Annotated in this window: 15 protein-coding genes and 8 pseudogenes; 6 read left to right on the top strand and 17 right to left on the bottom strand. The window is 49.2% G+C overall.

Annotated elements, in window-relative coordinates:
* Positions 1 to 5 precede the first annotated feature (5 nt).
* Together ABDK09_02440 and ABDK09_02435 are read right to left on the bottom strand one after the other, a co-directional pair.
* Positions 6 to 488, bottom strand: a complete 483-nt coding sequence (locus ABDK09_02440; GenBank protein XAW88247.1) for a DUF1097 domain-containing protein — start codon at positions 486 to 488, stop codon at positions 6 to 8.
* A gap of 202 nt (positions 489 to 690) precedes the next feature.
* Positions 691 to 1,597, bottom strand: a pseudogene (locus ABDK09_02435) (LysR substrate-binding domain-containing protein).
* Between the two features lie 222 nt (positions 1,598 to 1,819).
* Here ABDK09_02435 and focA point away from each other — a divergent pair.
* Positions 1,820 to 3,308: pseudogene (focA, locus tag ABDK09_02430) on the top strand (formate transporter FocA).
* 198 nt (positions 3,309 to 3,506) lie between these two features.
* Here the strand turns inward: focA and ABDK09_02425 are convergent.
* Together ABDK09_02425 and ABDK09_02420 are read right to left on the bottom strand one after the other, a co-directional pair.
* Positions 3,507 to 4,076 (bottom strand): YceI family protein, encoded by a 570-nt coding sequence (locus tag ABDK09_02425; protein ID XAW88246.1) that lies wholly within the window; start codon positions 4,074 to 4,076, stop codon positions 3,507 to 3,509.
* Positions 4,073 to 4,613, bottom strand: a pseudogene (locus tag ABDK09_02420) (cytochrome b). Before ABDK09_02420 ends, ABDK09_02425 begins: the two are co-directional and overlap by 4 nt.
* A 582-nt stretch (positions 4,614 to 5,195) precedes the next feature.
* On the opposite strand from ABDK09_02420, the gene ABDK09_02415 reads away from it, so the two are divergent.
* From ABDK09_02415 to ABDK09_02405, 3 genes and pseudogenes are all read left to right on the top strand, one after another.
* The gene (locus ABDK09_02415; protein XAW88245.1) at positions 5,196 to 5,831 is read left to right on the top strand and encodes a hypothetical protein; all 636 of its coding nucleotides are present in this window, start codon (positions 5,196 to 5,198) and stop codon (positions 5,829 to 5,831) included.
* Positions 5,832 to 6,036: 205 nt separating this feature from the next.
* Positions 6,037 to 6,826: pseudogene (locus tag ABDK09_02410) on the top strand (lipase).
* 209 nt (positions 6,827 to 7,035) lie between these two features.
* Positions 7,036 to 7,830, top strand: coding sequence for an EAL domain-containing protein (locus tag ABDK09_02405; GenBank protein XAW88244.1), 795 nt, complete (start codon positions 7,036 to 7,038; stop codon positions 7,828 to 7,830).
* 114 nt (positions 7,831 to 7,944) lie between these two features.
* Here ABDK09_02405 and ABDK09_02400 read toward each other — a convergent pair whose 3' ends face one another.
* The 6 genes and pseudogenes from ABDK09_02400 to ABDK09_02375 form a co-directional block, all read right to left on the bottom strand.
* The gene (locus ABDK09_02400; GenBank protein XAW88243.1) at positions 7,945 to 9,768 is read right to left on the bottom strand and encodes a 7TM diverse intracellular signaling domain-containing protein; all 1,824 of its coding nucleotides are present in this window, start codon (positions 9,766 to 9,768) and stop codon (positions 7,945 to 7,947) included.
* A gap of 301 nt (positions 9,769 to 10,069) precedes the next feature.
* Entirely contained in the window at positions 10,070 to 10,387 is a 318-nt protein-coding gene (locus ABDK09_02395; GenBank protein XAW88242.1) for a cupin domain-containing protein, read from the bottom strand.
* 243 nt (positions 10,388 to 10,630) lie between these two features.
* Positions 10,631 to 12,941: pseudogene (locus ABDK09_02390) on the bottom strand (FdhF/YdeP family oxidoreductase).
* 13 nt (positions 12,942 to 12,954) lie between these two features.
* The gene (locus tag ABDK09_02385; protein ID XAW88241.1) at positions 12,955 to 13,305 is read right to left on the bottom strand and encodes a formate dehydrogenase accessory sulfurtransferase FdhD; all 351 of its coding nucleotides are present in this window, start codon (positions 13,303 to 13,305) and stop codon (positions 12,955 to 12,957) included.
* Positions 13,259 to 13,840: a formate dehydrogenase accessory sulfurtransferase FdhD gene (locus ABDK09_02380; protein ID XAW88240.1), complete on the bottom strand. Its 582-nt coding sequence runs from the start codon at positions 13,838 to 13,840 to the stop codon at positions 13,259 to 13,261. The genes ABDK09_02385 and ABDK09_02380 overlap by 47 nt, the downstream gene beginning before the upstream one ends.
* Positions 13,841 to 14,214: 374 nt before the next feature.
* Positions 14,215 to 15,159: a hybrid-cluster NAD(P)-dependent oxidoreductase gene (locus ABDK09_02375; protein XAW88239.1), complete on the bottom strand. Its 945-nt coding sequence runs from the start codon at positions 15,157 to 15,159 to the stop codon at positions 14,215 to 14,217.
* Between the two features lie 502 nt (positions 15,160 to 15,661).
* Between ABDK09_02375 and ABDK09_02370 the strand changes: the two genes are divergently transcribed.
* Positions 15,662 to 16,615 (top strand): aromatic ring-hydroxylating dioxygenase subunit alpha, encoded by a 954-nt coding sequence (locus tag ABDK09_02370; protein XAW88238.1) that lies wholly within the window; start codon positions 15,662 to 15,664, stop codon positions 16,613 to 16,615.
* A gap of 13 nt (positions 16,616 to 16,628) precedes the next feature.
* Positions 16,629 to 16,931 (top strand): SRPBCC family protein, encoded by a 303-nt coding sequence (locus ABDK09_02365; protein XAW88237.1) that lies wholly within the window; start codon positions 16,629 to 16,631, stop codon positions 16,929 to 16,931.
* Between the two features lie 841 nt (positions 16,932 to 17,772).
* On the opposite strand, the gene ABDK09_02360 is transcribed toward ABDK09_02365, so the two are convergent.
* The 7 genes and pseudogenes from ABDK09_02360 to ABDK09_02330 form a co-directional block, all read right to left on the bottom strand.
* Positions 17,773 to 18,021, bottom strand: a complete 249-nt coding sequence (locus ABDK09_02360; protein XAW88236.1) for a hypothetical protein — start codon at positions 18,019 to 18,021, stop codon at positions 17,773 to 17,775.
* A gap of 65 nt (positions 18,022 to 18,086) precedes the next feature.
* Positions 18,087 to 19,689: pseudogene (locus tag ABDK09_02355) on the bottom strand (BCCT family transporter).
* Positions 19,690 to 19,774: 85 nt separating this feature from the next.
* Positions 19,775 to 20,572 (bottom strand): electron transfer flavoprotein subunit beta, encoded by a 798-nt coding sequence (locus ABDK09_02350; GenBank protein ID XAW88235.1) that lies wholly within the window; start codon positions 20,570 to 20,572, stop codon positions 19,775 to 19,777.
* On the bottom strand, positions 20,562 to 21,800 hold the full coding sequence (locus ABDK09_02345; protein XAW88234.1) for an electron transfer flavoprotein subunit alpha/FixB family protein: 1,239 nt from the start codon (positions 21,798 to 21,800) through the stop codon (positions 20,562 to 20,564). The genes ABDK09_02350 and ABDK09_02345 overlap by 11 nt, the downstream gene beginning before the upstream one ends.
* Positions 21,801 to 21,809: 9 nt before the next feature.
* Positions 21,810 to 23,796 (bottom strand): annotated as a pseudogene (locus ABDK09_02340) ((Fe-S)-binding protein).
* A 15-nt stretch (positions 23,797 to 23,811) separates the two neighbouring features.
* Positions 23,812 to 25,876 (bottom strand): annotated as a pseudogene (dgcA, locus tag ABDK09_02335) (dimethylglycine demethylation protein DgcA).
* Positions 25,877 to 25,964: 88 nt separating this feature from the next.
* Complete coding sequence (locus ABDK09_02330) at positions 25,965 to 26,498, bottom strand: DUF5943 domain-containing protein (protein XAW88233.1); 534 nt, start codon at positions 26,496 to 26,498, stop codon at positions 25,965 to 25,967.
* Positions 26,499 to 26,511: the final 13 nt, after the last annotated feature.

The following is a 26,511-nucleotide window of genomic DNA, read 5'->3' as shown; positions in this document are numbered from 1 at the left end:
CAGTCTCAGGCTGACTGACGAATCGCGCGCGCTGATGCATGTTGTGAGCGGCGGTGTAACCAGACACCGCTGCTTTTCATCAGATAGCCGAACACACCGCCAAGCAGCAGTGAGGGAATCACGATTTTCCATTCGCCATGAGCGGCGAATGTCGCTGCCGAACCAATAAACGTTCCGGGAATGTACGCCAGCCACTGCTTTTTGGCCTGAATACACATCAAGAATGCGATGAGTGCAGTGGCAGCGTAACCTAAAACATCAAGACTGAGAAAATCCGAGGCATAGATGATCACCATCGCCCAGAACACACCACTAAGATTGGTTACCAGGCTCTCAGCCAAACCACGCAGACCTTCCTTTGGGGAAGCAAAGTAACTGGTACAGCCCAGAAATCCTGCCCACGACAACAGCCCAAGTGACACAGCGATCCAGCCCCAAATGCCCGATAAGATTCCTGTGGTCAGTGAAATGGCGAATAAAGTACTCATAGTATCCTCTGAGAAATCACATCACGCTGGGTGTGACATCGTTAATCAAGCCAGAATACTAAGAGCTAAACGCTCCGGACAAAAGAGATATTTGTCACATTTATACTGCAACAATAAATTATTTCATTATTTTTATGTGACGAAATCGATATACCATCAGAAAAAGTAAACATCCGGTGTCACTGTCAGACCATCTCATCGCCTACATCACCAACGGACGCCCTTTCATCATTCGTAACCCTTCTCGTCTGATGCAATCAGCCAGAGGGTTCTCCGCCATATCCGCCCGCCACACAAAGGACAAGGTTCTCTCCATTTTCAGCTCAGGTACATTCAATGCGACCAGGAGGCCGCTCTCAATGTACTTTTCAACGTCCAGATATGGCAAACAACTGAGATACGATCCCTGAGCCACCAAAGATCTCAGTACTGGCACGTGTTCATACTCACGCCATACATTGAGCTCCGTCATCAGATTATGCACACAACTGTCAAACGTTCGCCGGGTGCCGGAACCGGGTTTCCCTTAATACCCATTTCGCCTGCTCAAGCTGCGCCAGACTCACTTCAGCGTGTTTGGCATAAGGGTGATGGGCAGCCGCAACGACGATAAGATGGTCCCGGCACCACACTTCCTGTTGGATACGATTGTCATCACAGCGTCCCTCGATGATGCCCAGGTCGTACTGATAATCGAGAACACCACTGATCACTGCCTGAGTTCTTCGTACCCCGAGTTCGATCCGAATCTCAGGAAAGTCGCTATCAATAATACTGATGAGGTCAGGAACTAAATGTTCAGCCGGAGTCTGACTGGCTCCGAGGCGGATCACGCCACTCAACAAATGCTGATCATAAAACCCCATCTCAATTCGCTGCGCGTCTTGCAGCAGCGCCTTGGCTTTGGGTCTGAGCCACATTCCCCAGTGGGTCAGTGCCATCTGCTTACCCTGTCGCTCAAAGAGCGGACGCCCGAGCATTTTTTCCAACTGCGCCAACGACATGCTGGTTGCAGATTGCGTCAGCGCAAGCTTATCCGCCGCCATGCTGACACTGCCGAAGTCTGCCACCGCATCAAATACTGCTAATTGTTTTAATGAGTACCGCATTGATATTCCTATCTCTCTAAATTGCTTCCCAGCCATGAGCAAACAGTTTCACTTCACTGGTGTGATGACTATATCAGCGCAATTTATAAGGGCATTGAGAATTATCAATTTTACCTGACCTAACCTCAGCCTTACTCTCCTCACTATTACACACTCTGTGTGTGGTTTATTGGTACGGTAACTTCGGTTACTGCTGAATATTGATTGTATTAGGGAGCTAAGATGTCGACTGCATATTCCGACAACCAAAACTATTTTTCGCCATACGAGATGATGGCGGAGGCAGAAAAATTCGCGCTAAGTAAGGCCAAAAAGACCAGTGGTATGACGTTGAGTCTGGCGATGATGGCTGGCGCTTTCATCGGCCTGGCTTTTCTGTTTTACATTACCGTCACCACCGGCAGCGAGGGTGCCGGTTGGGGACTGAGCCGGCTGGCCGGCGGGGTGGCTTTCAGTATGGGCCTGATTCTTATTGTGATTTGCGGAGGTGAATTATTTACCAGTTCTGTGCTGTCCAGCATCTCCTGGGCCAACAAGCAGATAAGCTTTAGCAAAATGCTGTCGATCTGGGGCAAGGTTTATATCGGTAACTTTATCGGTGCTTCATTCCTGCTGCTGCTGGTCAGTGCTGCCGGACTTTATCAGATGGACCATGGCCAATGGGGGCTGAATGCGCTCAATATCGCTCAGCACAAATTGCACCATACCCTGTTGGAAGCCTTTGCTCTTGGTGTACTTTGTAACTTATTAGTATGTCTCGCTATCTGGCTGACATTCAGCTCCGCGAATGCGATGACCAAAGCCGTCATGACCATCATGCCGGTTGCCATGTTTGTCTCCAGCGGCTTTGAACACTGTGTAGCTAACATGTTTATGATCCCACTGGGCATCACCATCCATGCTTTTGCACCAGACAGTTTCTGGCAGCATCTCGGCGTCGACTCAGCGCAATATGCGGACCTGAATATTAGCAATTTCATCACCGCTAACCTGATCCCGGTCACTCTGGGCAATATTGTCGGCGGTGCAGTGTTAGTCGGTTTATCGAACTGGTTTATCTATCGCCGCCCTCATCCTGCACCTACTCCTATCGCTACCATCACGAAAACCACCACACTCGCGTCTGCTAAGGATATTACTATGAAACACAAAACCACCATTAAAGAGATGATGAACGTCAACCCAGTCACACTGACAACTGACGCGACAACGCCTGCTGCGATTGAAACGTTAGTCAGACACAATTTGAACAGCGCACCGGTACTGGATAAACATGACCGCTTGGTTGGCGTGATTTCCGCCCATGACATCATGGTCGATCTTTGGTGTCAGGATTACCTGCCAACGGCAGAGCAAACCGTGGTGGATTTGATGACTCGCGATGTGATTGCTATTGATGTGAACGACAAGCTGGTTGATGTGGTTGAGTTCTTCTGTATCGATAAACAGCAGCTGTTTCCCGACAACCAATATGGGCATCGCGACCCAGTTTAATTCACTGTCTGTTGAAGAGCGCGCCAAAAGCATGAAAGTCAGCAAACCTCACATGTTGCCTGTACTGGAAAACGGTCAGTTTGTCGGTATTCTGGAGCGCAACGATGTGCTTGCAGCGCTGCGTCCGGTCTACAGTGAAACCTTTGCACTTGAAGACAGACACAATCAGTCCCGCAAAAATGATCTTAACGAGCAACAAACGTTAGCACGTGCGTGATATGACTGCGCATCGGTACTTAGCTGATAACTGATAGTTGATAGCTGATAGCCAGCTTAAGTTTTATTGATGAGCGTGAAATTGCACAAAAAGATAAAGCCCCGTCAGGGGCTTTATCTACTATTTACATCCGTCGGCTTTTAGCATCACTCGCATGCGCGTAAATCAGCTTCATAGCGGCTCTGATCTGTCAGACACTTATTGCTTCACACCTTCGATGTAAAGTTCCATGTCCGCGTAAGTTGTCGGTCCCATCTCGGCGATGTTGAAGTCTTTCAACTCAAGGCGAGTCGTACCGACAAAACCAGCGCGCTCACCACCCCAAGGGTCTTGACCCGCACCGATGAATTCAGCATCGATAGTGATTGGTTTAGTTTGACCATGCAGTGTCAGGTCACCGGTTACAGCCAGTTTGCCGTCACCTTTATCAACCACTTTAGTGCTGGTGAAAGTTGCGGTTGAGTATTTCGCTGCATCAATAAAATCTGCGCTGCGAATGTGTTTATCACGCTCTGCGTGGTTAGAATCCAGACTGGTCGTATCAACAGTTACCGAAACTTTTGATGCTTCAACGTTGGCTGGATCGTAAGAGAAGTCACCACTGAACGTATTGAAACGCCCCATAGTAAAGCTGTAACCCAGGTGGCTGACTTTGAAGTTGATTGACGCGTGAGCTCCCTTCGTGTCAATCACGTAGTCCGCTGCGCTTGCACCGAATGGTAGTGCCATAGCCAGTGCCAGGCCAGATGCCAATAACGTCTTTTTCATTTTGATGCTCCTATCATTTTGCGTAGCGTATTATCTTTATTGATAAAATGGTGCTTCAATGCTGCCAGTGCGTGTAGTACCGCTACCCCGATCAGCGTCCAAGCTGCATAAACATGGATTAACCCGGCCAAATCTGACTGTCCGTCGAACAGAGCACCAGCACCAGGAAACCGAGAACCAGTTGAATACGTCAATACCGCGTCCGTCTTCGGTTGAAATAAGATACCCGGAGACGAAGAGAACGATTAAATCCAGATAAATAAAGCCGTGCGCCAGTTTTGCTGACACTTTTTCCCAGGCCGCACCGTCTATTTTTGGTGACAACGTCACTGCTTTCCAGACAATACGGAAGATGGTCAGGGCCGCCAGTAAGATACCGACCGATTTGTGCAGATGTGGCGCTTCCTGATACCACGTACTGTAGTAAGACAGGTCCACCATCCAGATACCAACTGCAAACATCCCTATCACCACGATAGCAGATAGCCAGTGAATCATCTGTAAGGTTCGGTTGTAATGGGTTACTTCAGTACTCATTTCTTCTCTCTTTACTGGTAATCAGAATAAATTAGTCCAATCAGTGAACTACAACATATTCGCAACAGAGTATTTCTGAATATTAGGGTCACGAATAGACAGGTACTTTGATGAAGTCGTTCAATTTTTTTGAAGTAAAACATTCATCGCGTAACACAATGAAATCACTTTTTATTTCAAAATGATAGACTTAATTCATCGTCGCTGTTTTTTTCATCGCATCTCCATCATGCGTATGATGTGCGTTTACTTTGATGAAACCGGGTTGGTTATTTGTAACAAACTCTGACAAACAATGATAATGTGAAGCGCTGGCTGCACATTTTTCGTGATAACTCGCGCGAATTTATCAGGCTTCAGTATGATTTAAGGGGGCAGTCCTCACTGCGCCTCTGCTGGCTCTTGGATGGCTCACTTATGGCACATAACTATTCGGAAATAACGCAGAGCGGCTAATTATTAATCAAACGCTTTGCCGCACAACGGATAAAGCTGCAAAAGATCAAGAAGTGATGGATTGTCACTATTGGCAATGAGGAACTGTGGTAGTCTAGCTGTGCTTTCGTAAAGGAGAACAACTACTTGTTACTGGACATTCTTACCCAAAGTGTCAATGAGTTCCAGACAGACTGTTTAAAGCTGTGTGAAAAGCACTACCCGACGATTCACAATCAGGGAATGAGTGAACATCATCTGGGACTGGCCTTCGCGCGAAGGCTGGCACGCACACTGACCGAATTCGGTCATCAGTGTGATTATGCGCCGATTGAGTCTGTACTTCAGACTGACCAGCCACATCACTACCGCATCAGCAGCGACGCAGGCACGGTCTGGGTTCTGACTCATCACATGGTCAGCGCAGGCAAAACCTGCCGTGACAAACTCATGCATGACATCATTCAGTGGAAGCAGGAGTATGCCTTCGCCATTCAGCCGAATGATCTGCTGTTGCTGTTGACCGACCATTGGATAAGCCGCAGCCATCGTAGCCGGGAGCTGCTGCACTGGTGGACAGGTCAACTGCCCGACGAAATCGATGAGTACAGTGCTCAGGGCATTACTTTATATGAGAGCGAATCACAACTGACCCAGGCTTTAGATCACCATTTCAATATCAGCCCCTGTTACGTAAAGTTTGGTCATCCTCTCAAGCGCTCCAATAACCAGCAACTGGTGAGAAAATACATCCAGCTGTATGCAGTACTGCAATGGGCGTAACCGTGCGTTACGTCCTCAGGTGCTGCTATTAGTCTCTTTTTCTATTAGTCCCTGTTTTTCTATTAAGTTCTGATTTTCTGTTAACACCTGTTTCCTGTTAAATCAGGTGTGCCCATGGGATTGCCACCCCGGAGGTGGCATCGTTCACACAAGTTTCACACTTGTCACGCATAGTGAGTCGAACTGTCATTATCGCCGAAGCAAAGTGAGAAGCCTTAAGCGCTATCAATATGAACGCTACGCCGTTTCTGTGTAACCTTGCCTATCCAAGGGTGTTCAAACAGACCAATTATGGGTTTGATCCGAACGGACAAAGGATCATTTACAACCGGCACGGTAAAATCATGATGCGAGTGCTGTGGAGTAAGCGCGATGAAGAAGCGATTGTCGTCATCAAAGGTTCCCATTCCGTCGCAGACTGGTTACTTAACCTGGCCATGTGGAAAAAGCACACCCGCAATTTAGGACTCAACTATCCGGTTCATGCCGGTTTTCACTATCTGATGTGCCAGGAAAGCCAGCCTGGCTATAACAAGGACAAACTCGGTTTATCGGTATTTGAACGTCTGCTCAGCTATGTGATCCCGCTGATTGAACAAGGTAAACGGATAACCATAACCGGCCACTCTTCCGGCGGCGCCATCGGATGCGTTCTGGCGGATATGCTTGAAACCCGCTATCCGCTTTCGATCAAACGCGTCGTCACCTTTGGTCAGCCCGCTATCGGCGGCTACCGTTTCTATCAACGCTATCAACTGGCCAATCGAACCTACCGGGTTTGCTGCGACCTCGATATTGTCACTTTTTTACCGCCCATTCCTTTGTACTACTGGCACGTCGGCAAGATGTTGTGGCTGCATAACGGCAAAATTTACGAAAACACCCCAACCTTTATCCGTCTCGGCCGTTCACTGGTGTCTTGGTTAATCCGCCCGTTCTCATACCATTTAATGAGCCGTTATATCCGCAATAAAGATTTCTTCGACGAACGATAGCTATTTTGCATTGCTGTCGTTTCATCGATTTACTGTTTCATTTTCATAAAAGTGCAATTAAGCGACTGTTTAATGTTGAGTTATTAAATATTAACTGTTCAAAAACAGTGAACTAAACTCACAAACAGCCTAAAAGACGCTGAGTAAACACCCTCTATGCCGGACAACATTAAGCGTTTCGTGAGTAAGACAGGATTCAAAACAGCAGTATGCTTAGCCCTAATTCCGTGCCACTTAAACAACGCTTGTTTTACTGCGACGACGGCCGCTACGTTGCGCATTATCGTCACTTCACTTTACACAGTGTCTTTCAGCCGATTGTCACCCGTCATCACCGGGTCATCGGGGTCGAAGCTCTGCTGCGAATCTATCTGCCCGATGGCTCAGCTCTCAGACCGGAGCTATTTTTCCACTCTGAAGGCGTTTCGCTGGCTGATAAGATGAACATCGAATATCTGAGCCGCATGTTGCATCTGCACAACTTCGCTATATCGCCACACCGTACGGGTAAATTATTTTTGAATACCTTGCCGCTCTGCGGATCGTCCATTGAGCAAGAGCAGCATCACAAAGATTTGACGCACAAGGTAAGAGGGTTAGGACTGAGCCCTTCGCAGATCGTGATGGAATTCATTGAAGTCGATTCGGACAGCGATCAGCGTTTACAGATGACCGCCCAGTGGCTGTCGAATCTTGGCTATCAGATAGCGATCGATGACTTTGGTTGTCACGCATCAACAGCCGAACGCGTGACGCTGCTCAACCCGGACATCATAAAACTGGACAGGCAGCTGCTGGCCGATTACATGGCTGGAATGCAGGCGCCGCTGCTGAGTGCCGTACAAACCGCTCGTGACAATCATGCCGTCGTCATAGCGGAAGGCATTGAAACAGAGCAACAATTTCAGGCAATGACTGCACTTGGTCTCTTTGGCTATCAGGGCTATTACCTTGGCCAGCCCGAGGCAGTCAATCAGCGTTTTGCACTCGCCGTTGGCCAGTAACCGCCAATCCTTAATTTGTTATTCACTACGGTTAGCTAACTCAGCTGTCTGAGCGAATGAACAATCTCACGAATTAACACAGCCAGCTGAAACACAAAAGCACCTGAGCAGAAATCAGGCGTGTTGCTCAGGCAAAGCCATTCCTTCCCCGTCAGCATCGCTGATTAGCTGAATATCATTTTTGCTGCGATGTTTAACCTGATACATGGCCATATCGGCATTACGTAGTGCAGAGGAAAACTGATGATTAGCGATTTGACAGTAATAAATACCAATACTGGCCTTAACCTGAACGACGACATCAGGCGCCACAAAAACCGGCTGGGCCATCGCTTCCAGTAGCTGCCGGCCTTTAGCCTGCAGTTCAGTAAGCGATTCAATCTCATCCCCGTCAATGATAACCACAAACTCATCGCCGCCAAGACGGCCCAGACACGCCGTGTTCCCTAGCGTACTTTGCATCCGCTGCGCTATTTGGCGTAGCAGTATATCGCCAGCCTGGTGTCCGTGCTGGTCATTGACCGGCTTGAATTCATCCAAATCAATCAGCATAACGGCAATCGTATGACCGGGGCGGGTAAAGCGCAGTTTCATCTGGTCAAAACAGCGATCCAGGCCACGCCGGTTGAGCACACCGGTCAGGCTGTCCCGGGTGACAAATACTTCCAGTTGCCGTTTCGCCTGCTCCAGCTCAGTAGTGCGTTCCACCACCCGGGTCTCCAGCACTTTTTCCTGCTCAGTGAGGGTTTTCAACAGTTCAGCCTGCGCGCGCTCTTTTTGCCGTTTCATATCGTTGAATTTTGCCGCCAGAGCAAAAGATAGCAACAGCATCTCAACCACCGAACCAATCTGCATACTAAACACGGTAAAAAAGTTAGATGGGATCAAACCGGTATTACGAATAGAAAGTAAGGACGTTCCCACCAGCAGCAGACTCCAGGCCAGAACAAATAACCGGGCCGCCGGAACATTCAGACGCACCGCAGCAATACCGGCAGACAATAGCGTGATTGTCGTCAGTACCGCCTGTACAGACATGATTTCAATCGCAGTCTGGCTGTTAACCAACATGGTGGCACACACACATCCGCCCCACAAAACGGTCACCACTTGCAATAGCTTATCCCAACGCGGAGCATAGCTGTCCAGGCTGAGAAAACGACGTGCAAACATGACAGCAAGCGTCGCGGAAATACTGAAACCAGTCGGCAGCACTTTATCTGCCGCTTCCGCTGCTTGCGGCCACAGCAACAAGTTCGCAATGCCATTCATGCTCGCAGCGGCCAGTGCAAAGGTGAGGACAAAACTGGCGTAAAGCAAGAAAATACGCTGTCGCATCCCGAAAAATAACAGCAGGTTATAACAACCAAGCGCAATCAGTGCTCCGTAGTAGAGCGACAACAATATCAGATTAAGATTACTGGATCGGGCGTAAGCCTGCTGATCCACCAGATCAACCCCCATCGCCAGCGCCGCATTGCCCTTACCCCGTATATAGATAGTGACGTTTTGTTGCGGACTAAAGATAATCGGAAAAGCTGGTTTGCGATCCGCCAACGGCCATTGGTCGATTGGCACATAACGTCCGGCATGGAAAGACTGTACTTTACCGTCCGTCACGTAATAAGCATCGACATTGTTTAAATAGGCATGCTGAAACTCAAACACCCAGTTCTCTTGTCGGCTTAACTCCGATTGAATCTCTAGCTTAAGCCAGACCGCTCCGGTGAGATAACCAAAATTCATTTCCTGGGTGTCCCTGGTATTGATGAACTTTTGCGGTATCTGACGGATTTGCTCAACAGAAAGCTGCCCTGAGGCGTCGTAGAAATATTGCGCTTTACCACTTAGGTCTATCGATCGGGCACTGCTGTCCTGTAAAACTAAATGAGAATGAGCAAACAAAGGTGTGCAGACGAGAAACAGCAGGCATGTCATTAATCTGACCAGTGACTTGCCAGACTGTAAATAAGGGTAAAAGGTCTGCGGGCGACGGACAGAGTCCGGATACCCAAAGGTTGATAATGCTCTGTAAAAATGTTGATGCGATAAAAAAGCGATCACTGGTTATAGTCCAGATCTAACGAGTTATATGAGTTATGAGGCACATTATATCGGCTCATACGATAAAACCGGAATGGTTTTATTTGTTATCTTCGCTATTTCGCATCTTTTAGGCTCACTTTCACCGCCAATTAGTGAACTTTAGTCGCACAACATACCATAAAAGGATTCACAACTAGACGGCCAGATAGAATACCGCCAGCCATACTGTCACGTCATCGGGGTCAGTATAGGCAACCCGATGACGAACATGTGCCGGAATATTGATGTAATCGCCTGGATTCAACTCCTGAAGACCACCATTTTCAAATTCGAGCCTGGCGTGCCCGGACAAGACGATCACCCATTCATCTGCATCTTGATCGTACCAACCTTGCGGGGGGGAAGTATGACCGTGAGAAACAATACGCTCGATACGCATAGTTTGTCCGCGGCATAAATTGGTAAATTGCTCTTCAGGTAGTTTATCGGGAATATCTTCAAAAATGTTCATCAAGATCTCCAGTTGCAGACTTCAGGTGGCAACCTTACCGAAAGGCAGGCATTTATTACTCAGCATATATCCAAACTACTTAGAGTTACAGGCAGGCGGAAAATGAGTAAATTCCCCATGAGCTGAGAGGCACAATGTGATTGGGGCTGAACGAATTCAGCCAACACCGCTGCAGCTTCAAGTAGAAAGCGGTTAGTCGGAAAAATAAAACCCACTGTGAAGTGGGTTTTATCATCTGACCATTTACTGTGCGCTGGCCAGTAACGGCGCGACTTTGGTCGGTGTTATCAGCACTGCGATCGATTTTGAGGTCGGGGTATCACTGAAATCGCCTTTACTGTCGAGCGGAATCAACGCATTCGCTTCAGGGAAATAAGCTGCGACGTTTCCTTTCGGAATGTTGTAAGCAACGATCTTGAAGCCAAAAATTTCCCGTTTGGTGTTGTCAGTCCACAGCGTTTCGACATCAACCAGGTCACCAGCTTTAAAGCCCTGTTGTTCAATGTCTTTCTCATTCATAAAGATAATATTACGTTCACCATAAACACCACGGTAACGGTCATTCATACCATACACTGTCGTGTTGTATTGATCGTGTGAAACGCATAGTCTGCAATACGAAAACCGGCTTCTTAGTCATTGCCGCCGTGTTTACCGGAACAATCGACTGCGGCAACGCATTGGTACTGATTTGGGCTTTGCCACTCGGCGTTTTCCAGTTATGGTCACGTGCCGAGTTACCGAGATAGAAGCCACCCGGACCTTCAATACGCTGGTTGAAGTCCTGGAAGCCTGGAATAACACGCTCAATCAGATCACGAATGTTGTCGTAATTGTCCGCCATTGACTGCCAGTTTACCGGATTGTTTTCACCCAGCGTGGCTTTAGCGATACCAGCGATGATCGCGGGCTCAGAACGCATCTGCTCGCCGGCCATATCGACACGACCTGATGATGCATGCACCATAGAGAACGAGTCCTCAACGGTCACTTTCTGCGGTCCTGCGGCTTGCATGTCGATATCTGTACGGCCAAGACAAGGCAGAATCAGCGAGTCTTTACCCGGGTTAACGTGGCTGCGGTTAAGTTTGGTAGCAATATTTACCGTCAGATTGCTGTTACGCATCGCTTCGGCCACACGGTCGGTGTCGGGGGCCGCTGCAACCAGGTTACCACCCAGTCCGATAAAGACTTTACTGTCACCGCGATATAATGCTTGCAAAGCATTAACAACGTTGTGACCATGCTCTTTCGGCGGAACAAAGCCGAACACTTTTTCGATATTCTCCAGCAGCAACGCAGGTGGTTTCTCATTGATACCTACAGTACGGTCACCCTGAACATTTGAGTGACCGCGTACCGGACACAAACCTGCCCCGTTCTCACCCAGATGACCAAACAGCAGTTGCAGATTCACCAGTTCCTGAATAGTCGCAACTGAATGCTTGTGCTGGGTAACTCCCATGGCCCAGGTCACAATAACGCGCTTGGCCCCCTGATAAATATCAGCCGCCGCTTCGAGATCGTTCTGAGTCAGGCCGGATTGCTCCAGAATCGTCTCCCATGAAGTCGCTTTTACCAGTTCAAGGTAGGCATCCATCCCTTCGGTATGCTGAGCGATGAATTCAAGATCAAACAAGGATTCGCCACGGCTCTGGGCCTGTTCATGACGGGCCAGCAGGATCTTAACCAAACCGCGAACCACGGCCATATCACCGCCTAATTTAGGCATAAAATAGTGGCTGGTGGTCGGCGTTGAACCGTTACTCAGCATTTCAAACGGGCTTTGCGGATTGGTAAAACGCTCCAGGCCACGCTCTTTGAGGTTATTGAATGCGACCACACGAGCGCCGCGCTTATAGGCCGCGGCCAGCGTTTCCAGCATACGCGGATGGTTAGTGCCCGGGTTTTGACCAAACAGGAAAATAGCATCCGCTTTTTCAAAGTCATCAATAGTTACGGTCCCTTTACCAATACCTATGGTACGAGACAAAGCGACACCGGTCGCTTCATGGCACATGTTGGAACAGTCCGGGAAATTATTGGTACCGAAACGACGGGCAAATAACTGGTATAAGAAGGCGGCTTCGTTACTGGCACGGCCTGAAGTGTAGAATTCAGCCTGATTTGGGTTGTCCAGGGCATTGAGATGACGGGCAATTAACGCAAACGCTTCATCCCAGCTGACAGGTTCATAGTGGTCAGTCTCTGCATTGTAGCGCATCGGCTCTGCCAGACGCCCCTGATACTCGAGGAAATAATCACTCTGTTTATTAAGCCAACTCACCGAATATTGCTGGAAGAAATCAGCGCCGACACGGCGTGAAGTCGCTTCCCAATTGACTGCTTTAGCGCCGTTTTCACAGAAACGAAAGCGGCCCGGTTCATGTTTTTCGCCCCAGGCACATCCTGGACAGTCAAATCCGTGATCCTGGTTGGTCTTTAGCAGGTTAGAGATGTTTTTTGCGACGTTATTGCTTTTGAACAGATGTTGCGCAGTACTTTTCAAAGCGCCCCACCCGCCGGCTGATCCTGTGTATTGTTTAATGCTCATATTATTCTTCTCACTATTTCACTGACCGCAACCGGGTATGCCCGTAGTAAATATTAAACCGGTGGCGTTTGGTAAAGCCGATAAGTGTCATATCAAATTGGCGCGCCATATCAACCGCTAAACGTGACGGTGCACCAACTGCCACTACCACAGCGATGCCCGCTATGGCAGCTTTCTGCATAAGTTCAAAGCTGACCCGACCACTCAAAACCAGAATCCCCTGCGGATGCAACAGCTGTTGATGCATCAGTCTGCCGATCAGTTTATCGACCGCGTTATGTCTGCCGACATCTTCAGCGACAGCAATCAGCTTACCGTCAGCGAAGTAGCCGGCACCATGCACCGCGCCTGTTGTTGCAAACAAAGGTTGCTGAGCAGACAGTAGTTTCCGGCATGGCGCTCACCGTGGCAACATCAAGCCATTCAATGCTGTTGTCTACGCTGATTTCTCTTTGCAGACTGAGCGCCCGCATTGAAGTGACACCGCAAACTCCACAACTCGACTGGCTGACATAACGCCGGGTCTGACTATCCATCGCGTGAGCCTGAGCATGATCCAACGTCACTAACCAGTGATTTTCAGCATTACACGCCTCATCATCGGCCAGCTCGAGCGCCAAAATCTGATCGAAATGCGTAATCACCTGCTGTGAGTACAGCAGACCACGGATTAAATGAGCGTCATCACCCGGCGTGCGCATAGTGACACTCCACTCTTCACTATGCAGTTTTTTCGAGTCAGGATCCTGCCACTGCAAACTGATCTGCAATGGTTCTTCGATGGCAAGTGGATCGTGTTCGATGTGCATTCCGGTTTCATGATCGAAACTCTGGCGATAAACACGACCTATTCCCTCAGACGGTGTGCGACGAGATGAATTGGCAGTTTTTTCCGGCATGATTCTAATTACTGGTCAACGTCCTTTAACCATAGTCCGCAGGCTGGTATCGATAAACTCTAAACTTGAATCCCGGGACAAAACAATCCGGTATTCATACCAGTAGACTAATGGTTAAGAGCGAGAACTGTATATGACACAGATAGCGGCAAATTACTCCTCACCCTAAATCGGGTCAAGTCACCCATATTCTGCGATCATGTTGTTTTATATTAATATTTCACGTTATTTTTGCTATATCGGTGCAGATTGCGTCACATTAGCACCAAATATGCAATGGTAATCATATTTATAAATTAACATTCCATTATTGAAACACCCAGCTACATTGCTGCAACCGGGTGTTTATTATGACTCAGTGTCTGTGACTTTCCTTAGTATTCAACAACGACGTTGTCGTTCGGAATACTACAGCAAGACAGGATGTATCCGTCTTCGACATCCTCATCGGTGATACCACCGTTGTGGGCCATTTCGACGCTACCGCTGACTTTCTTAACTTTACAGGTACCACAGATACCCATACCACACGCTTTAGGAATAGTAAGACCCGCTTTAGCGGCAGCTGCGTGAACAGTTTCACCCGGGGCAATTTGTACACACTTGTCGCTGTTGGTAAACACAACTTCAATCATGTCACTTGGCAGAATGGCATCTGCTTCTTCAGCAGCAACTTCTGCATCGTGAACAACCTGCTCCTCGACTGCCTCAGGAGTCGGACCGAACGCTTCTTCATGGTAACGATCCATGTCAAAGCCAAGGTTTTCCAGCATGCTCTTAACCGCTCTCATGTACGGTGTCGGACCACAACAGAACACTTCTCGCTCCATAAAGTCCGGCGCCATCATCTTCAGTTTTGCTTCATCAAGATAACCGCGGTAACCAGACCAGTTTTGGCCGGATTCCAGACGCTCACAAATCAAATGCAAATGGAAGTTAGAGATACGGGATGACATGAACTCAAGTTCACGATGGAAGATCAGGTCACGCGGTGTACGTGCACTGTGTACGAAAGCGACATCAACATCGGTATTGGTATCGTAAGCCCAGCGAGCCATCGACATCAAAGGAGTAATACCTACACCACCAGACAGAAGCAGAACTTTTTCTGACGGGAAATCAATACTGTTAAACGCACCAACCGGACCATGCACTGCAAGCTCAGTGCCCACATCCATGTTGTCATGAATCCAGTTTGAAACGAAACCACCCGGAACACGTTTTACCGTGATTGAGAAGCTGTAAGGTACGGATGGCGAACTTGAGATCGTATAAGAGCGGAAGATTTGCTCTCCGCCAATCTCTAATTCCAGCGTCACGAAACTGACCTGGCTTGAAGAAGAACATTATTGGCTGTTCAGCCATGAAACAGAAGGTTTTAGTATCCCACGTCTCCTGAATCGTCTTTACACACCTGACGACGTGTCGGCCGTTGCTCCAAGTCTGTGTCGTAACGGGTACAAAAGCGCCACTAGTGGCGAGTGCATTATTCGTAGTAGTCATGTCCGGCATCTCCGCAACGGTTTGAATAGTTATTATCCCTCCTTGGGGTTGGCTGTATTGTTTAGCCATAACGCAATAGGCAGTTATCCGTTTACGACATTGGGTTGTCTAAAAAAGTCACCAATTTCGGCTTTTTTTCGGGCTTGTCTCAAACAGCATCATTTAATGTCGTGAATAGACTATTGCTGGTTTTTACATTGATGCAGGATACGGTCAGACACATACTCGCTCCCTGTTGTTTTGGGCTGGGGTTGGGTCATTAGCAAGGAAGCCCTACTCGGGCGTATTACCCACAATTCCGAGAAGAAGATAGTAGCAATGACACAAAACGACTTATTAAATATCAGCTACGCGAACCTGGACATGGCTCGCACTGAAATGACCAAGCTACTGAGTGACCGTAAACCGGATTACTCACTCCCACGTCCGTTATATAACGACCCGTTCTTGTTCCGTATTGATGTTGAAGAAATCTTCCAAAAAGAGTGGCTGTTTGTCGGTATGACAAGCGAAATTCCAGGAAAAGGCGATTACTTCACCGTTGAAATTGCTCAAAGCCCAGTACTGATTGTGCGTGATGCTGATGGTTCAGTAAACGCCTTCCACAACTCATGTCGTCACCGTGGTTCTCGTATCTGTACAGAACACCGCGGTAAAGTTGCCAACCTGGTATGCCCTTACCACCAGTGGACTTACAACACGAAAGGTAACCTTCTGTACGCAGGTACAGAAATGGGTGACGACTTTAACATCGGCGACCACAAACTGCGTTCCGTACATTGTAAAACCGCAGGCGGCTTCATCTTCGTTTGTCTGGGCGAAAACGCACCAGATTCAGACTTCGATGAATTCCTGGCAACGCTTGACGAATACATGGCTCCTTACGACGTTGAAAACACCAAACTGGCTGTTGAGTCTAACATGTATGAAAAGGCGAACTGGAAGCTGGTTATCGAAAACAACCGCGAGTGTTACCACTGTGCCGGTAGCCACCCTGAGCTTCTGAACACACTGCTGGAATGGGATGACACCACTGACCCGCGTGCTTCTCAGGAATTCCTCGATTACTGTGCCCGCATGGCTAAAGAGTGGGATGACGAAAACATTCCGCACGAGCACAAAAACTTTGGTAAACGTAACCGTCTGGTTCGTATGCCACTGAAAGAAGGCACAGAAGTAATGACCATCGACGGCTCTCAGGGTAGCGCTAAGACTCTGGGCCGCATCCAGAAACCGTCACCTTGGTTCACTGCGTATTCTGCACCTTCCTAACTCATGGAACCACATGCAGAGCGACCACTTCATCGTATTCCGCGTGCTGCCTATCTCTGCTCAGGAATCTATGGTTACTACCAAATGGTTCGTCCATAAAGATGCAGTAGAAGGCGTGGATTACGATCCAGAGCGTCTGCGTCAGGTTTGGGATGCAACCAATGACCAGGACCGTATTCTGGGCGAAGAAAACCAACGCGGTATCAACTCTCTGAGCTACCAGCCAGGCCCTTACTCGAAAACTTACGAGTTCGGTGTTATCGACTTCCTGAACTGGTATTCAGACCGTATCCTGACCAACCTGGATGGCAAATAAGCCGACCTGTCAGGATAAATATTGAGGCCTCGCTATGCGGGGCCTTGTTTTATCCGCAGGTTTTTCCAAGGAGACCTTTTAATCACAAGATTAACCTGCACGACAAAATCAGCCGCACAGATATCAAACAAAGCCAAACTACATGCTCCTGTTCTGTTCCCTAAGCACTATTCATCCTTCTATGCTCTGTAAACTATCTGAGCGAAGTCATAATTATCATGAACGATGTAATAGCTATTATGAACAAAGCGATAGTAACAGGTGCATTGGCCCGCTCACATTCATCTCATAATGGCCTGAACTTGGGCACAGTCCTGCGGACGCAAAAACGACGCCAAGCGCGGTCAAATCGCATCATCAGGATCGTATGCGCCACGTTAGCTCGGAAAAGCAGCCTGCGCATCGATCTGCACAGCTTCACGGAACCACTTGCCGGGCGTAACCAGATACGCATGGGTTGACTTGCTCACCGTTCTGGAACAGCCAATTTTTAACCTTAATTAGTGACAACGTCACTCAAAGTTATATATAACTGGATACAAAGGTTATGTGATATCCCAAAACAACTTGGAGTTGCAGCCAACACCGCTGCAGCTTCAAGTACGAAGGGGATAACTGATTAAAAATAATGGTGGCGTATTAGCAATGTGGCGGCTGATAAGGAAACAGGATGAGTTGAAAGAACAACATTCAACGAATGTGACAGAAACAAGGTGTAAGTGCAAAGTACCGAAAACCGTCATACGACAGTAAACAGCAGACAGAAGTAAATATTGGCGGCAGTCACTAAAAAGCCACGCTCTCAGACAAGAACGTGGCTCAACTTTCCGTACAACGTATATTAGCTGGCCATCGGCAGTTTGCGACTCCAAAGGATAATATTCTCGACGTCAGGCAACAGAATGCCATCTTCTTCAATGTCGTCGATCGTGTGCCAAAATTCGCGTGAGTCTTTTTCACTTGCTTCATTCAGCCATTGCTCAATACGGGAAGTAACGTACTCAAAGTCACGTCGTTCATCGGTGGTAATTCCTAGTCTTTTCATCACCAACATAAAATCATCCATATCGATCAGTTCTGCATACATCATTGATTTTTCTCTCCCTGGTGAATCAAAAGCTGGCCTCACGGCCAGCTTAATTAAGTTATAGCAGTTTAGTACAGATGTTTTTCTGTACACAGGCCACGGTACAAGCTCCAGCACATAATGATCAGTACTACAGTAAACGGTAACCCTGTTGTGATAGCGCCGGCCTGCAATGCAGTTAACGCCTCAGAACCGCCACCCAGCAACAGTGCTATTGCAATCACCCCTTCCAGAGATGCCCACAACACTCGCTGCGCAACCGGTACATCGGTTTTACCGCCAGCGGTAATACTGTCGATGACTAATGAACCTGAGTCAGATGAGGTCACGAAGAACAACAGAACCAGTACAATCGCCATTACTGATAATAACTTTGTTAACGTTAAGTTATCAAACATCTGAAACATAGCTTGTGACACATCCGATATACCATTCGATAGTTCACCCACACCGTGAGTCACCTGGTCGAGTGCAGTTCCGCCCATCACGCCCATCCAGACAACGGTCAACAAAGTTGGAACCAGCAATACCGCGGTAATGAACTCCCGCACAGTACGACCTTTCGACACGCGGGCAATGAACATACCCACAAATGGTGACCATGAAACCCACCAAGCCCAGTAGAACACCGTCCAGCCATGGAACCAGGTATCATCTTCACGACCAATCCAGTTCGACAGCGGCAGGAAGTTATCTGCGTAACCGGTGACGATAGTGCCGATAGTGTCACCGATAGCCAGTGTCGGGCCGATCGCGATCAACAGAGCAATCAAAGCAACCGCAAGTAACATATTCATGTTACTCAGGATTTTGATGCCACCGTCCAATCCGCGTGATACCGAAATGATAGCAATCAAGGTAACCACAACGATGAAGCCGATCTGCAGTTCAATACTGTTTTCGGTCCCCATCAGGTAACTCAGGCCGCCAGCGGCTTGCTGCGCACCCAGGCCCAATGATGTTGCCAGACCGAAAATAGTCGCCAGAACCGCCAGGATATCGATAAAGTTACCGATAGGTCCCCAGCAACGCTCGCCCAGGATTGGGTAAAATACCGAGCGAATGGTTAAAGGCAGCCCCTTGTTATAAGCAAAAAACGCCAAAGCCAGACCGACTACGGCGTAAATAGCCCAAGGATGCAGACCCCAGTGGTACATAGTTGCACTCAGAGCCAGCTCTTTACCCTGCTCTGTCAGTGGTGCGGCATTCAGTGGCGTACCATACCAATCGGTGTAGTAAGCAACCGGTTCCGCCACACTCCAGAACATCAGGCCAATACCCATACCGGCAGCAAACAGCATGCTGAACCAAGAAAGTGTCGAGAACTCCGGACGAGCATCCACACCACCGATACGGATTTTTCCAACAGGTAAAACAAGTAGTGCCAGACAAAACACGACAAACAGGTTACAGCCAACCATGAACAACCAGTCAAAGTTCTCGATTGACCAGTTTCCGTGCCACAGTCAGCACCTCTTTTGCGCCTTCCGGGAAAGCAAGTGTCAGAATAATGAACAACAAAATTAATCCGACACTAATACCAAACACCGGGTTGTGAATATCCATTCCCCAGATTTTCACATTGTCCTGGCCCGCGCAGTAGTCGGTGTCATATTTGACACGCGACACACTAGCGCGGCCCTTAGGTGCAGAGCCTGCTATTGTTTTCATTCGATCCCTCTTTGAATTTAATCAATCTTCTAAACACGCCTAAAGGCCAATTCATTCGGTACTTCCTGTGACCGCGAATGAACGGTTATTTTTGGCGTATAACGCCTTCTTCTAACAGTAGGTCGAAGACCGCTTTCGCCATTTCACTGACAGGCTGATCTTTCATAACCTGACCGCCTGAAGAGGCAGCTTTTGCAGTCGCCGCTTTAAAACGGTCCGCTGCTGTTTTTGCTTTTACGACTTTCATTCGTTTAGCTTTAGGTTTAGCGGGAGTTTCCTCCCAACTGATTCGCTCTTCATCAATCGTGTTTACAGTGCTGTTGCTGACATCGATTTCTGCACGACGGGCAATACCAAATGCACTTTGTCGTGGCGCTTTGGCTGCAACATCCACTGTTGCAACAAAAGGTAACGTCACTTTAAGCGCGCGGCGCTGACCTCGCGGCAGTGCCTGCAGCACTTCCGCGATTCCGTCTTCAACTTTGATGATTTCCGCAATGCCGGTCACGACCGGACATTGCAGACGCTGAGCCAGAATGAAAGGCAACAAACCAGAAGATTCACCGCTTTCAGCGCGAGTGCCTGTCAACAGGATGTCGGGCATGTTGTCGGTAAAATATTCGGTCAGAGTATCAATAGCATCAGCGTTAGATTCCTGAGCAAGTACGCGGATTTGGCTTAGGCCCATGCCGCTGTAGTAACCCAGCGCGGGATCGCGCGGGTCACCAGCATGGATTACTTCCAGTTTGCTGTTCGCCAGATTCATCGCCAGCTCAACAGCTCTCGAGTCAGTCATCGCCCGACGTGCGCGTCCGGAATCAGGATGCGCACCAATCGAAACCAGAGTGCTGATATTTAATGATTCAGAAGTTCTAAGCTGCATCCTTCAGCTCCTCCTTTTGGTAGTTCTCCATCAGCGTGATCAGTTCTGCCAGCAGTTCGTTACTGTCGACAATCACGCTCAAATCAGCGCGTTTGACCATGTCACAACCAGAGTCTGTGTTGACCGCAATCACCTTTTCACAGCCACCGATACCCTGCAGGTGCTGTACCGCACCGCTGATACCTACCGCGACATACACGCGTGCAGTCACCCAGCTACCGGTAGCACCAACCTGACGGCTACGTGGCATAAAGCCATCATCGACCGCCACACGGCTGGCACCTTCAGTGGCACCGAGTACTTCGGCTGCTTTATGGAACTGCTCCCAATCGTGGATACCGTTACCCGCCGACAGAATGAACTCCGCTTCACCCAGAGGAACCGCCTGCGGATCGACCGCGATCGGACCAAGGTCTTCGATTTGCGCCTTGAGCTTAAGATCTGCACTGAATTCCACAGCCTGAGCTTCGTGACGCGTTTCGTCGATTTGAGCCGCACACTCTTCAGCCAGGAGCAGAAGGCGTGGTGTTTTACGTTTGATATCGTGACGACCACCGGCTGCACGGCAAACACTTTCTTCACTGTTGACCTGCCACGCCTGGGTAGCGGGACGTTCGTGAATCAGTGCAGACAGACGCGCACCCAGTTCAAAGCCGCCGGCAATGCTGTCCGGGAACAACCAATGCTTTGGCGCGAACTGACCATCAATCTGAGCCAGCACATCGGCTTTCAGCTCAGGACAGTAACCATCGAAGCGTTCATCTTCCAAATGCAGAAGACGGTCAGCACCTGCCGTATCGAACTGAGTTTCACGATGTGAGCCCAGAACAACGGCCATCACTGCGCCGTTGCCACCATGTTGTTTCACCAACTGGTGCGCTTGTCCCAGAACGTCACGGTCATGACTCGAGAGACGACCACCAGCCATATCCGGCACCACCAGAACGTAAAAGTCCGGGTTAGCCACCTGATGCAGTGGCAGCTCAACTTCTTGAGCAGCGCCTTTGCTGCGTGCCCCCATAGCTGACACATTAGTGCCGTTCAGGCGGTCAATACGTTTGATGCCATTCGGGCCGATAAATCCTACCCGGTGCGGGTAGCGGCGAATAAGGCCGCTAGGTCCGCGTTCTTCGGTCGGTAAAGTAATGTAACTGTCGTGCTGGGGATGCAGTCGGTTGCGCATAATCCATTCTGCACGACGGTCACGTCGGACAATAAATTCACTCATGCTGATCTCCTACACGGTTTCTGCAACAGCGTCAGGTGTCCAGACCTGGGCAGCGTTATCGCTGGATCCAGCTCCACCTTCAAGCAATGCTTCGGCAACAATCTCGGCGATATCTTTCACTTCAGGACGTGGTTCAACCACACCTTCCAGCATCGCTGTACATTGCTGACAACCCACAGCCACCAATTCAGCACCGGTTTCACGGATGTCATCCATACGCATATCTGCGATACGGCGTTCGCCCGGAATATCGGTGATTGGAGCCGCACCACCGCCGCCACAACAACGTGAGCGGAATCCGGAACGTTCCATTTCAGCCAGTTCGATGCCCAACTGCTTCAGCAGTGAACGAGGAGAATCGTATTCGCCATTGTAACGGCCCAGATAACAAGGATCGTGGTACGTCACTTTGCCACCCTGATGAGCGCGCAATTGGATCAGTCCTTTCTCAGCTAACTGGTTGATGAACGTTGTATGGTGCCAAACCTGGTACTGAGGCTTCTCGCCTTCAGGGTACAGATCCGGATACTCGTTCTTCAGTACATGGAACGCGTGCGGGTCTGTGGTCACAATGCAGTTGAACTCGTACTTGCTTAACGTTTCAATGTTACGGCGAGCAAGACGCTGGAAGGTCGCATCATCACCAAGACGGCGCGCCACATCACCACAGTCAAGTTTCTTCGTCACCCAGAATCGCGACATCGATGTTGGCTGCTTTCAGAACTTTGACGAACGCTTTCAGAATGCGTTGGCTACGCATATCAAACGCACCATCAGAGACCCAGAACAGCACATCAGCGCGTTTCACTTCGGACATCAGGTTAAGCTCTTGGTCAGCAGCCCAGTGTGAACGGCGCTGCGGCGCATAACCATTCGGGTTATCGGTATAGATAAGGTTTTCTAGTACCTCAACACCCTTCTCTGGAGTTTGACCTTTTTCCAGTGTCAGGAAGCGACGCATATCAACGATGGCATCAACGTGTTCGATCATCATCGGACACTCTTCCACACAGGCACGACAAGTTGTACATGACCACAGTGTTTCGGAATTCACCAGACCGTTAACGATCGGGTTATGCGCGCCACCCTGAGCACAGCCAACTTCTTTACCCGGGTATGGACTACCGGCGTACTTTTTATCAGTACCACCAGCCAGGCCCACCACCATATCCTGGATCAGTTTCTTCGGGTTCAGCGGCTGGCCTGCAGCGAACGCAGGACACATAGCTTCACATTTACCGCACTGAACACAGGCATCAAAGCCAAGCAGCTGATTCCATTTAAAGTCAGATGGCTTCTCGACACCCAATTTATCAGCATCTAGGTCAACCAGCTTAAGACCGGTTGAACGGCCGCCGCCAAAACGTTCCGGACGACGGTGGAATGCCAGGTGAAGCGCACCAGCAAAAGCGTGCTTCATCGGACCACCCCAGCCCATACCAAAGAACATTTCACCCAGACCCCAGATGATGCCGGCAATCAGAATGACCGCCAGTGCCACACCACCAAACGCTTTAGGCAGAACGCCAGAAACCGGCAGAGTCACCAAGAAAAAGCTGATCGCAAACGCAAACAGGCTTTTTGGCAGACGCATCCAAGGACCTTTCGACAGACGCGAAGGCGGATTCAGGCGACGACGCCATACAAACGCCGCACCGGTCAGCATCAGCGCCAGCGAACCCAGCAACACCCAAGACAGAATCTGAGGAGCCAGGCCGAAGACGTGAACAGCAAAGATTAAAAGAACGGAGAGCACGAAGCCGCCAGCGGTGGCAACGTGCGTGTTAGACATAGTTTTATCACGGGCAACAACGTGGTGCAGATCCACCAGGTAGCGTTTTGGCATCGCTTTTAAGCCAGCGATGATCGCCACTGGCTCTTTCTGTCCCTGACGCCATAGCTGCACCCGACGTAGCATCCCGATAACCGCCAGGACACTGGCGGCTGAGACTAAAACCGGAAGTAACAACTCCAGATTAAGGAACTCCAGGTTCATGGGCACCTCCTCAGATCAGAGATCTTTGCACAAACGCAATGCGTCGTAGATAGCTGCGTGTACGTTGCGCTGAGATACGCAATCGCCCAGACGCCACAGGATCATGCCATCGTTCGATTCAGACAAAACTGGCTGAGCTTTAGCAGCAAACAGCGTTTCATTGTCGATCTGACCTTTGTTGACAGATTCTGCTTTCAGTTCGTAGTACAGTGCTTCGTTAGGACGAACACCGTTTCTCGACCACGATCTGATCCACTACGCGCTCTTCTTTCTGACCGGTATATTCATTTTCCAGAACAGCAACCAGGTTGTCGCCTTCACGGTAAACTTTTTCCAGTAGTAAGTCAGAGGTCATGATGACTTCTTTCTCGTACAGGCTGCGGTAGTAAGTCGGGAATGTTGTACCACCGATACCGACACCAGGTTTGATATCGTCAGTCACGATTTCAACCATTGCGCCTTTTGAGGTAAGGTAATCTGCAGCAGACATGCCTGAGAATTCACAAATAGTGTCGTAGATCAGTACGTTCTTACCTGGTTCAACAGTGCCGTTCAGCACGTCCCAAGAAGAAACAACCAGACCTTCATCCGCGCCCCACTCTGGGTTTTGCTCGATGAACGGTGTACCACCTGTTGCCAGGATACATACATCCGGTTTCAGCTCGCGAACCATATCTGCAGTTGCTGCGGTGTTCAGAATCACTTCAACACCCAGACGATCCAGCTCCATCGCCAGCCAACGAGTAATACCCGCCATCTGGTCACGTTGTGGTGCTTTGGCTGCAATGCTTACCTGACCACCCAGCTCACCGGCTTTTTCAATCAGCGTTACTTTATGGCCACGTTCTGCTGCAACACGTGCGGCTTCCAGACCACCAGGGCCACCGCCGACAATCACAACTTTACGTACCGGGCCGGTTGTCTTTTCAATGATGTGTGGCAGACCCATGTATTCACGTGAAGTCGCCGCATTCTGGATACACAGAACATCAAGACCCATGTACTGACGGTCGATACAGTAGTTCGCACCAACACACTGACGAATTTGATCAGTCTGGTTCAGTTTGATCTTAGCGATGATGTGAGGATCGGCGATGTGTGCACGAGTCATACCGACGAAATCGACATAACCGTTCTCCAGGATACGTTTCGCCTGGTTTGGATCCTTAATGTTCTGAGCGTGGATAACCGGCACAGAAACCACTTCTTTGATGCCTGCAGCCAGGTGCAGGAATGGTTCTGGCGGGTAGCTCATGTTCGGAATAACGTTCGCCAGTGTATTGTGAGTATCACAACCTGAACCTACTACGCCGAAGTAGTCGATAAGACCCGTTGCGTCATAGTAAGCCGCGATTTGTTTCATGTCTTCGTGAGCCAGACCGTCCGGGTGGAATTCGTCACCGGTAATACGCATACCAACAACAAAGTCAGGACCAACAGCTTCACGTACTGCTTTCAGTACTTCCATACCGAAACGCATGCGGTTTTCAAACGTGCCACCCCATTGGTCAGTACGTTTGTTTACACGCGGAGACCAGAACTGGTCAATCATGTGCTGGTGTACTGCTGACAGTTCAACACCGTCCAGGCCACCTTCTTTTGCACGTACGGCTGCTTTCGCGAAGTCGCCGATAACGCGCCAGATTTCTTCTTCTTCAATGGTTTTACAAGTTGCGCGGTGAACAGGCTCACGAATGCCAGACGGGGACATCAGGCTTGGCCAGTTTTCACCATCCCAACGAGAACGACGTCCCATGTGGGTAATCTGAATCATGATCTTACCGCCGTGCTTATGCACAGCATCAGCAAGATTCTGGAAGTGCGGGATAATACGGTCGGTAGAAAGGTTAACCGAACTCCACCAGCTTTGCGGGCTGTCGATTGAGACCACACTTGAGCCGCCACAAATACAAAGACCACAGCCACCTTTGGCTTTTTCTTCGTAGTATTTGACGTAACGGTCGGTCGTCATACCACCATCAGTGGCATAAACTTCTGCGTGAGCGGTACTAACGATACGGTTACGGATCGTCAGCTTATTGATTTTTAATGGTTGGAACAGAATATCGAACTGGGACATGCTTCACCTCTGTACCAGCCATACACCCTTAGGGAGTATGGCTGTCTTCCTTGACTGTGCTTTTACTGATCGTTGTAATTGTAATGTGTTACGCGATTGGCGTTGTTTCAAACATGCCGAAGTCACAGCCTTCTTCCGCTGCACTCTGAGTTTGAACTGCTTTGGTCTTAACGTCGTAGCCAAGACTTTGCGCAATTTGATCCATTGCGCCAGCGAACCAACCGGTGAACATGTAGTCAACCTTGCGGTTCACTTTGCCGTACTGATATACGAATGCTGAGTTGTCGAGACGAACTTTTGCAACACCTGCGGCGATATCCAGCTCTTCAGTAGTGAAGATACCCCAACCGCGCTGAGACAAACGTTTCATGTAGTGAGCGAAGATCTCTTCGCCAACCAGGCCATGCTCTTCAGCTTCTTTTTCACACCAGTAGTAAGCTGATTTGTAACCTGCTTTATACAGAATCTCTGCGTAGCGGTCCGGACCCAGCTCTTCTTCAATCGCCATGTGGTTGTTGACAAAGAAGTGGCGAGGAACATATAGCATCGGCAGCGCGTCGGTGGTCCAAACGCCGGTTTCGGCGTCTACCAGGATTGGCATTTCAGGTGCATGTACACTCATTTCAAATACTCCG

The sequence above is a fragment of the Vibrio sp. CDRSL-10 TSBA genome, from assembly GCA_039696685.1.
Lineage (GTDB): Bacteria > Pseudomonadota > Gammaproteobacteria > Enterobacterales > Vibrionaceae > Vibrio.
Note: the sequence above shows the minus strand (reverse complement) of the source record. Positions and strands in the feature narration are given on the sequence as shown.

Excerpts from the sequence above, each read along its gene's own strand:
- ABDK09_02440 (XAW88247.1), bottom strand. The coding sequence starts at position 488 with ATGAGTACTTTATTCGCCATTTCACTGACCACAGGAATCTTATCGGGC.
- ABDK09_02425 (XAW88246.1), bottom strand. The coding sequence starts at position 4,076 with ATGAAAAAGACGTTATTGGCATCTGGCCTGGCACTGGCTATGGCACTA.
- ABDK09_02405 (XAW88244.1), top strand. The coding sequence starts at position 7,036 with ATGCTTAGCCCTAATTCCGTGCCACTTAAACAACGCTTGTTTTACTGC.
- ABDK09_02400 (XAW88243.1), bottom strand. The coding sequence starts at position 9,768 with ATGACATGCCTGCTGTTTCTCGTCTGCACACCTTTGTTTGCTCATTCT.
- ABDK09_02395 (XAW88242.1), bottom strand. The coding sequence starts at position 10,387 with ATGAACATTTTTGAAGATATTCCCGATAAACTACCTGAAGAGCAATTT.
- ABDK09_02380 (XAW88240.1), bottom strand. The coding sequence starts at position 13,840 with ATGCCGGAAAAAACTGCCAATTCATCTCGTCGCACACCGTCTGAGGGA.
- ABDK09_02370 (XAW88238.1), top strand. The coding sequence starts at position 15,662 with ATGACACAAAACGACTTATTAAATATCAGCTACGCGAACCTGGACATG.
- ABDK09_02365 (XAW88237.1), top strand. The coding sequence starts at position 16,629 with ATGCAGAGCGACCACTTCATCGTATTCCGCGTGCTGCCTATCTCTGCT.
- ABDK09_02360 (XAW88236.1), bottom strand. The coding sequence starts at position 18,021 with ATGATGTATGCAGAACTGATCGATATGGATGATTTTATGTTGGTGATG.
- ABDK09_02350 (XAW88235.1), bottom strand. The coding sequence starts at position 20,572 with ATGCAGCTTAGAACTTCTGAATCATTAAATATCAGCACTCTGGTTTCG.
- ABDK09_02345 (XAW88234.1), bottom strand. The coding sequence starts at position 21,800 with ATGAGTGAATTTATTGTCCGACGTGACCGTCGTGCAGAATGGATTATG.
- ABDK09_02330 (XAW88233.1), bottom strand. The coding sequence starts at position 26,498 with ATGAGTGTACATGCACCTGAAATGCCAATCCTGGTAGACGCCGAAACC.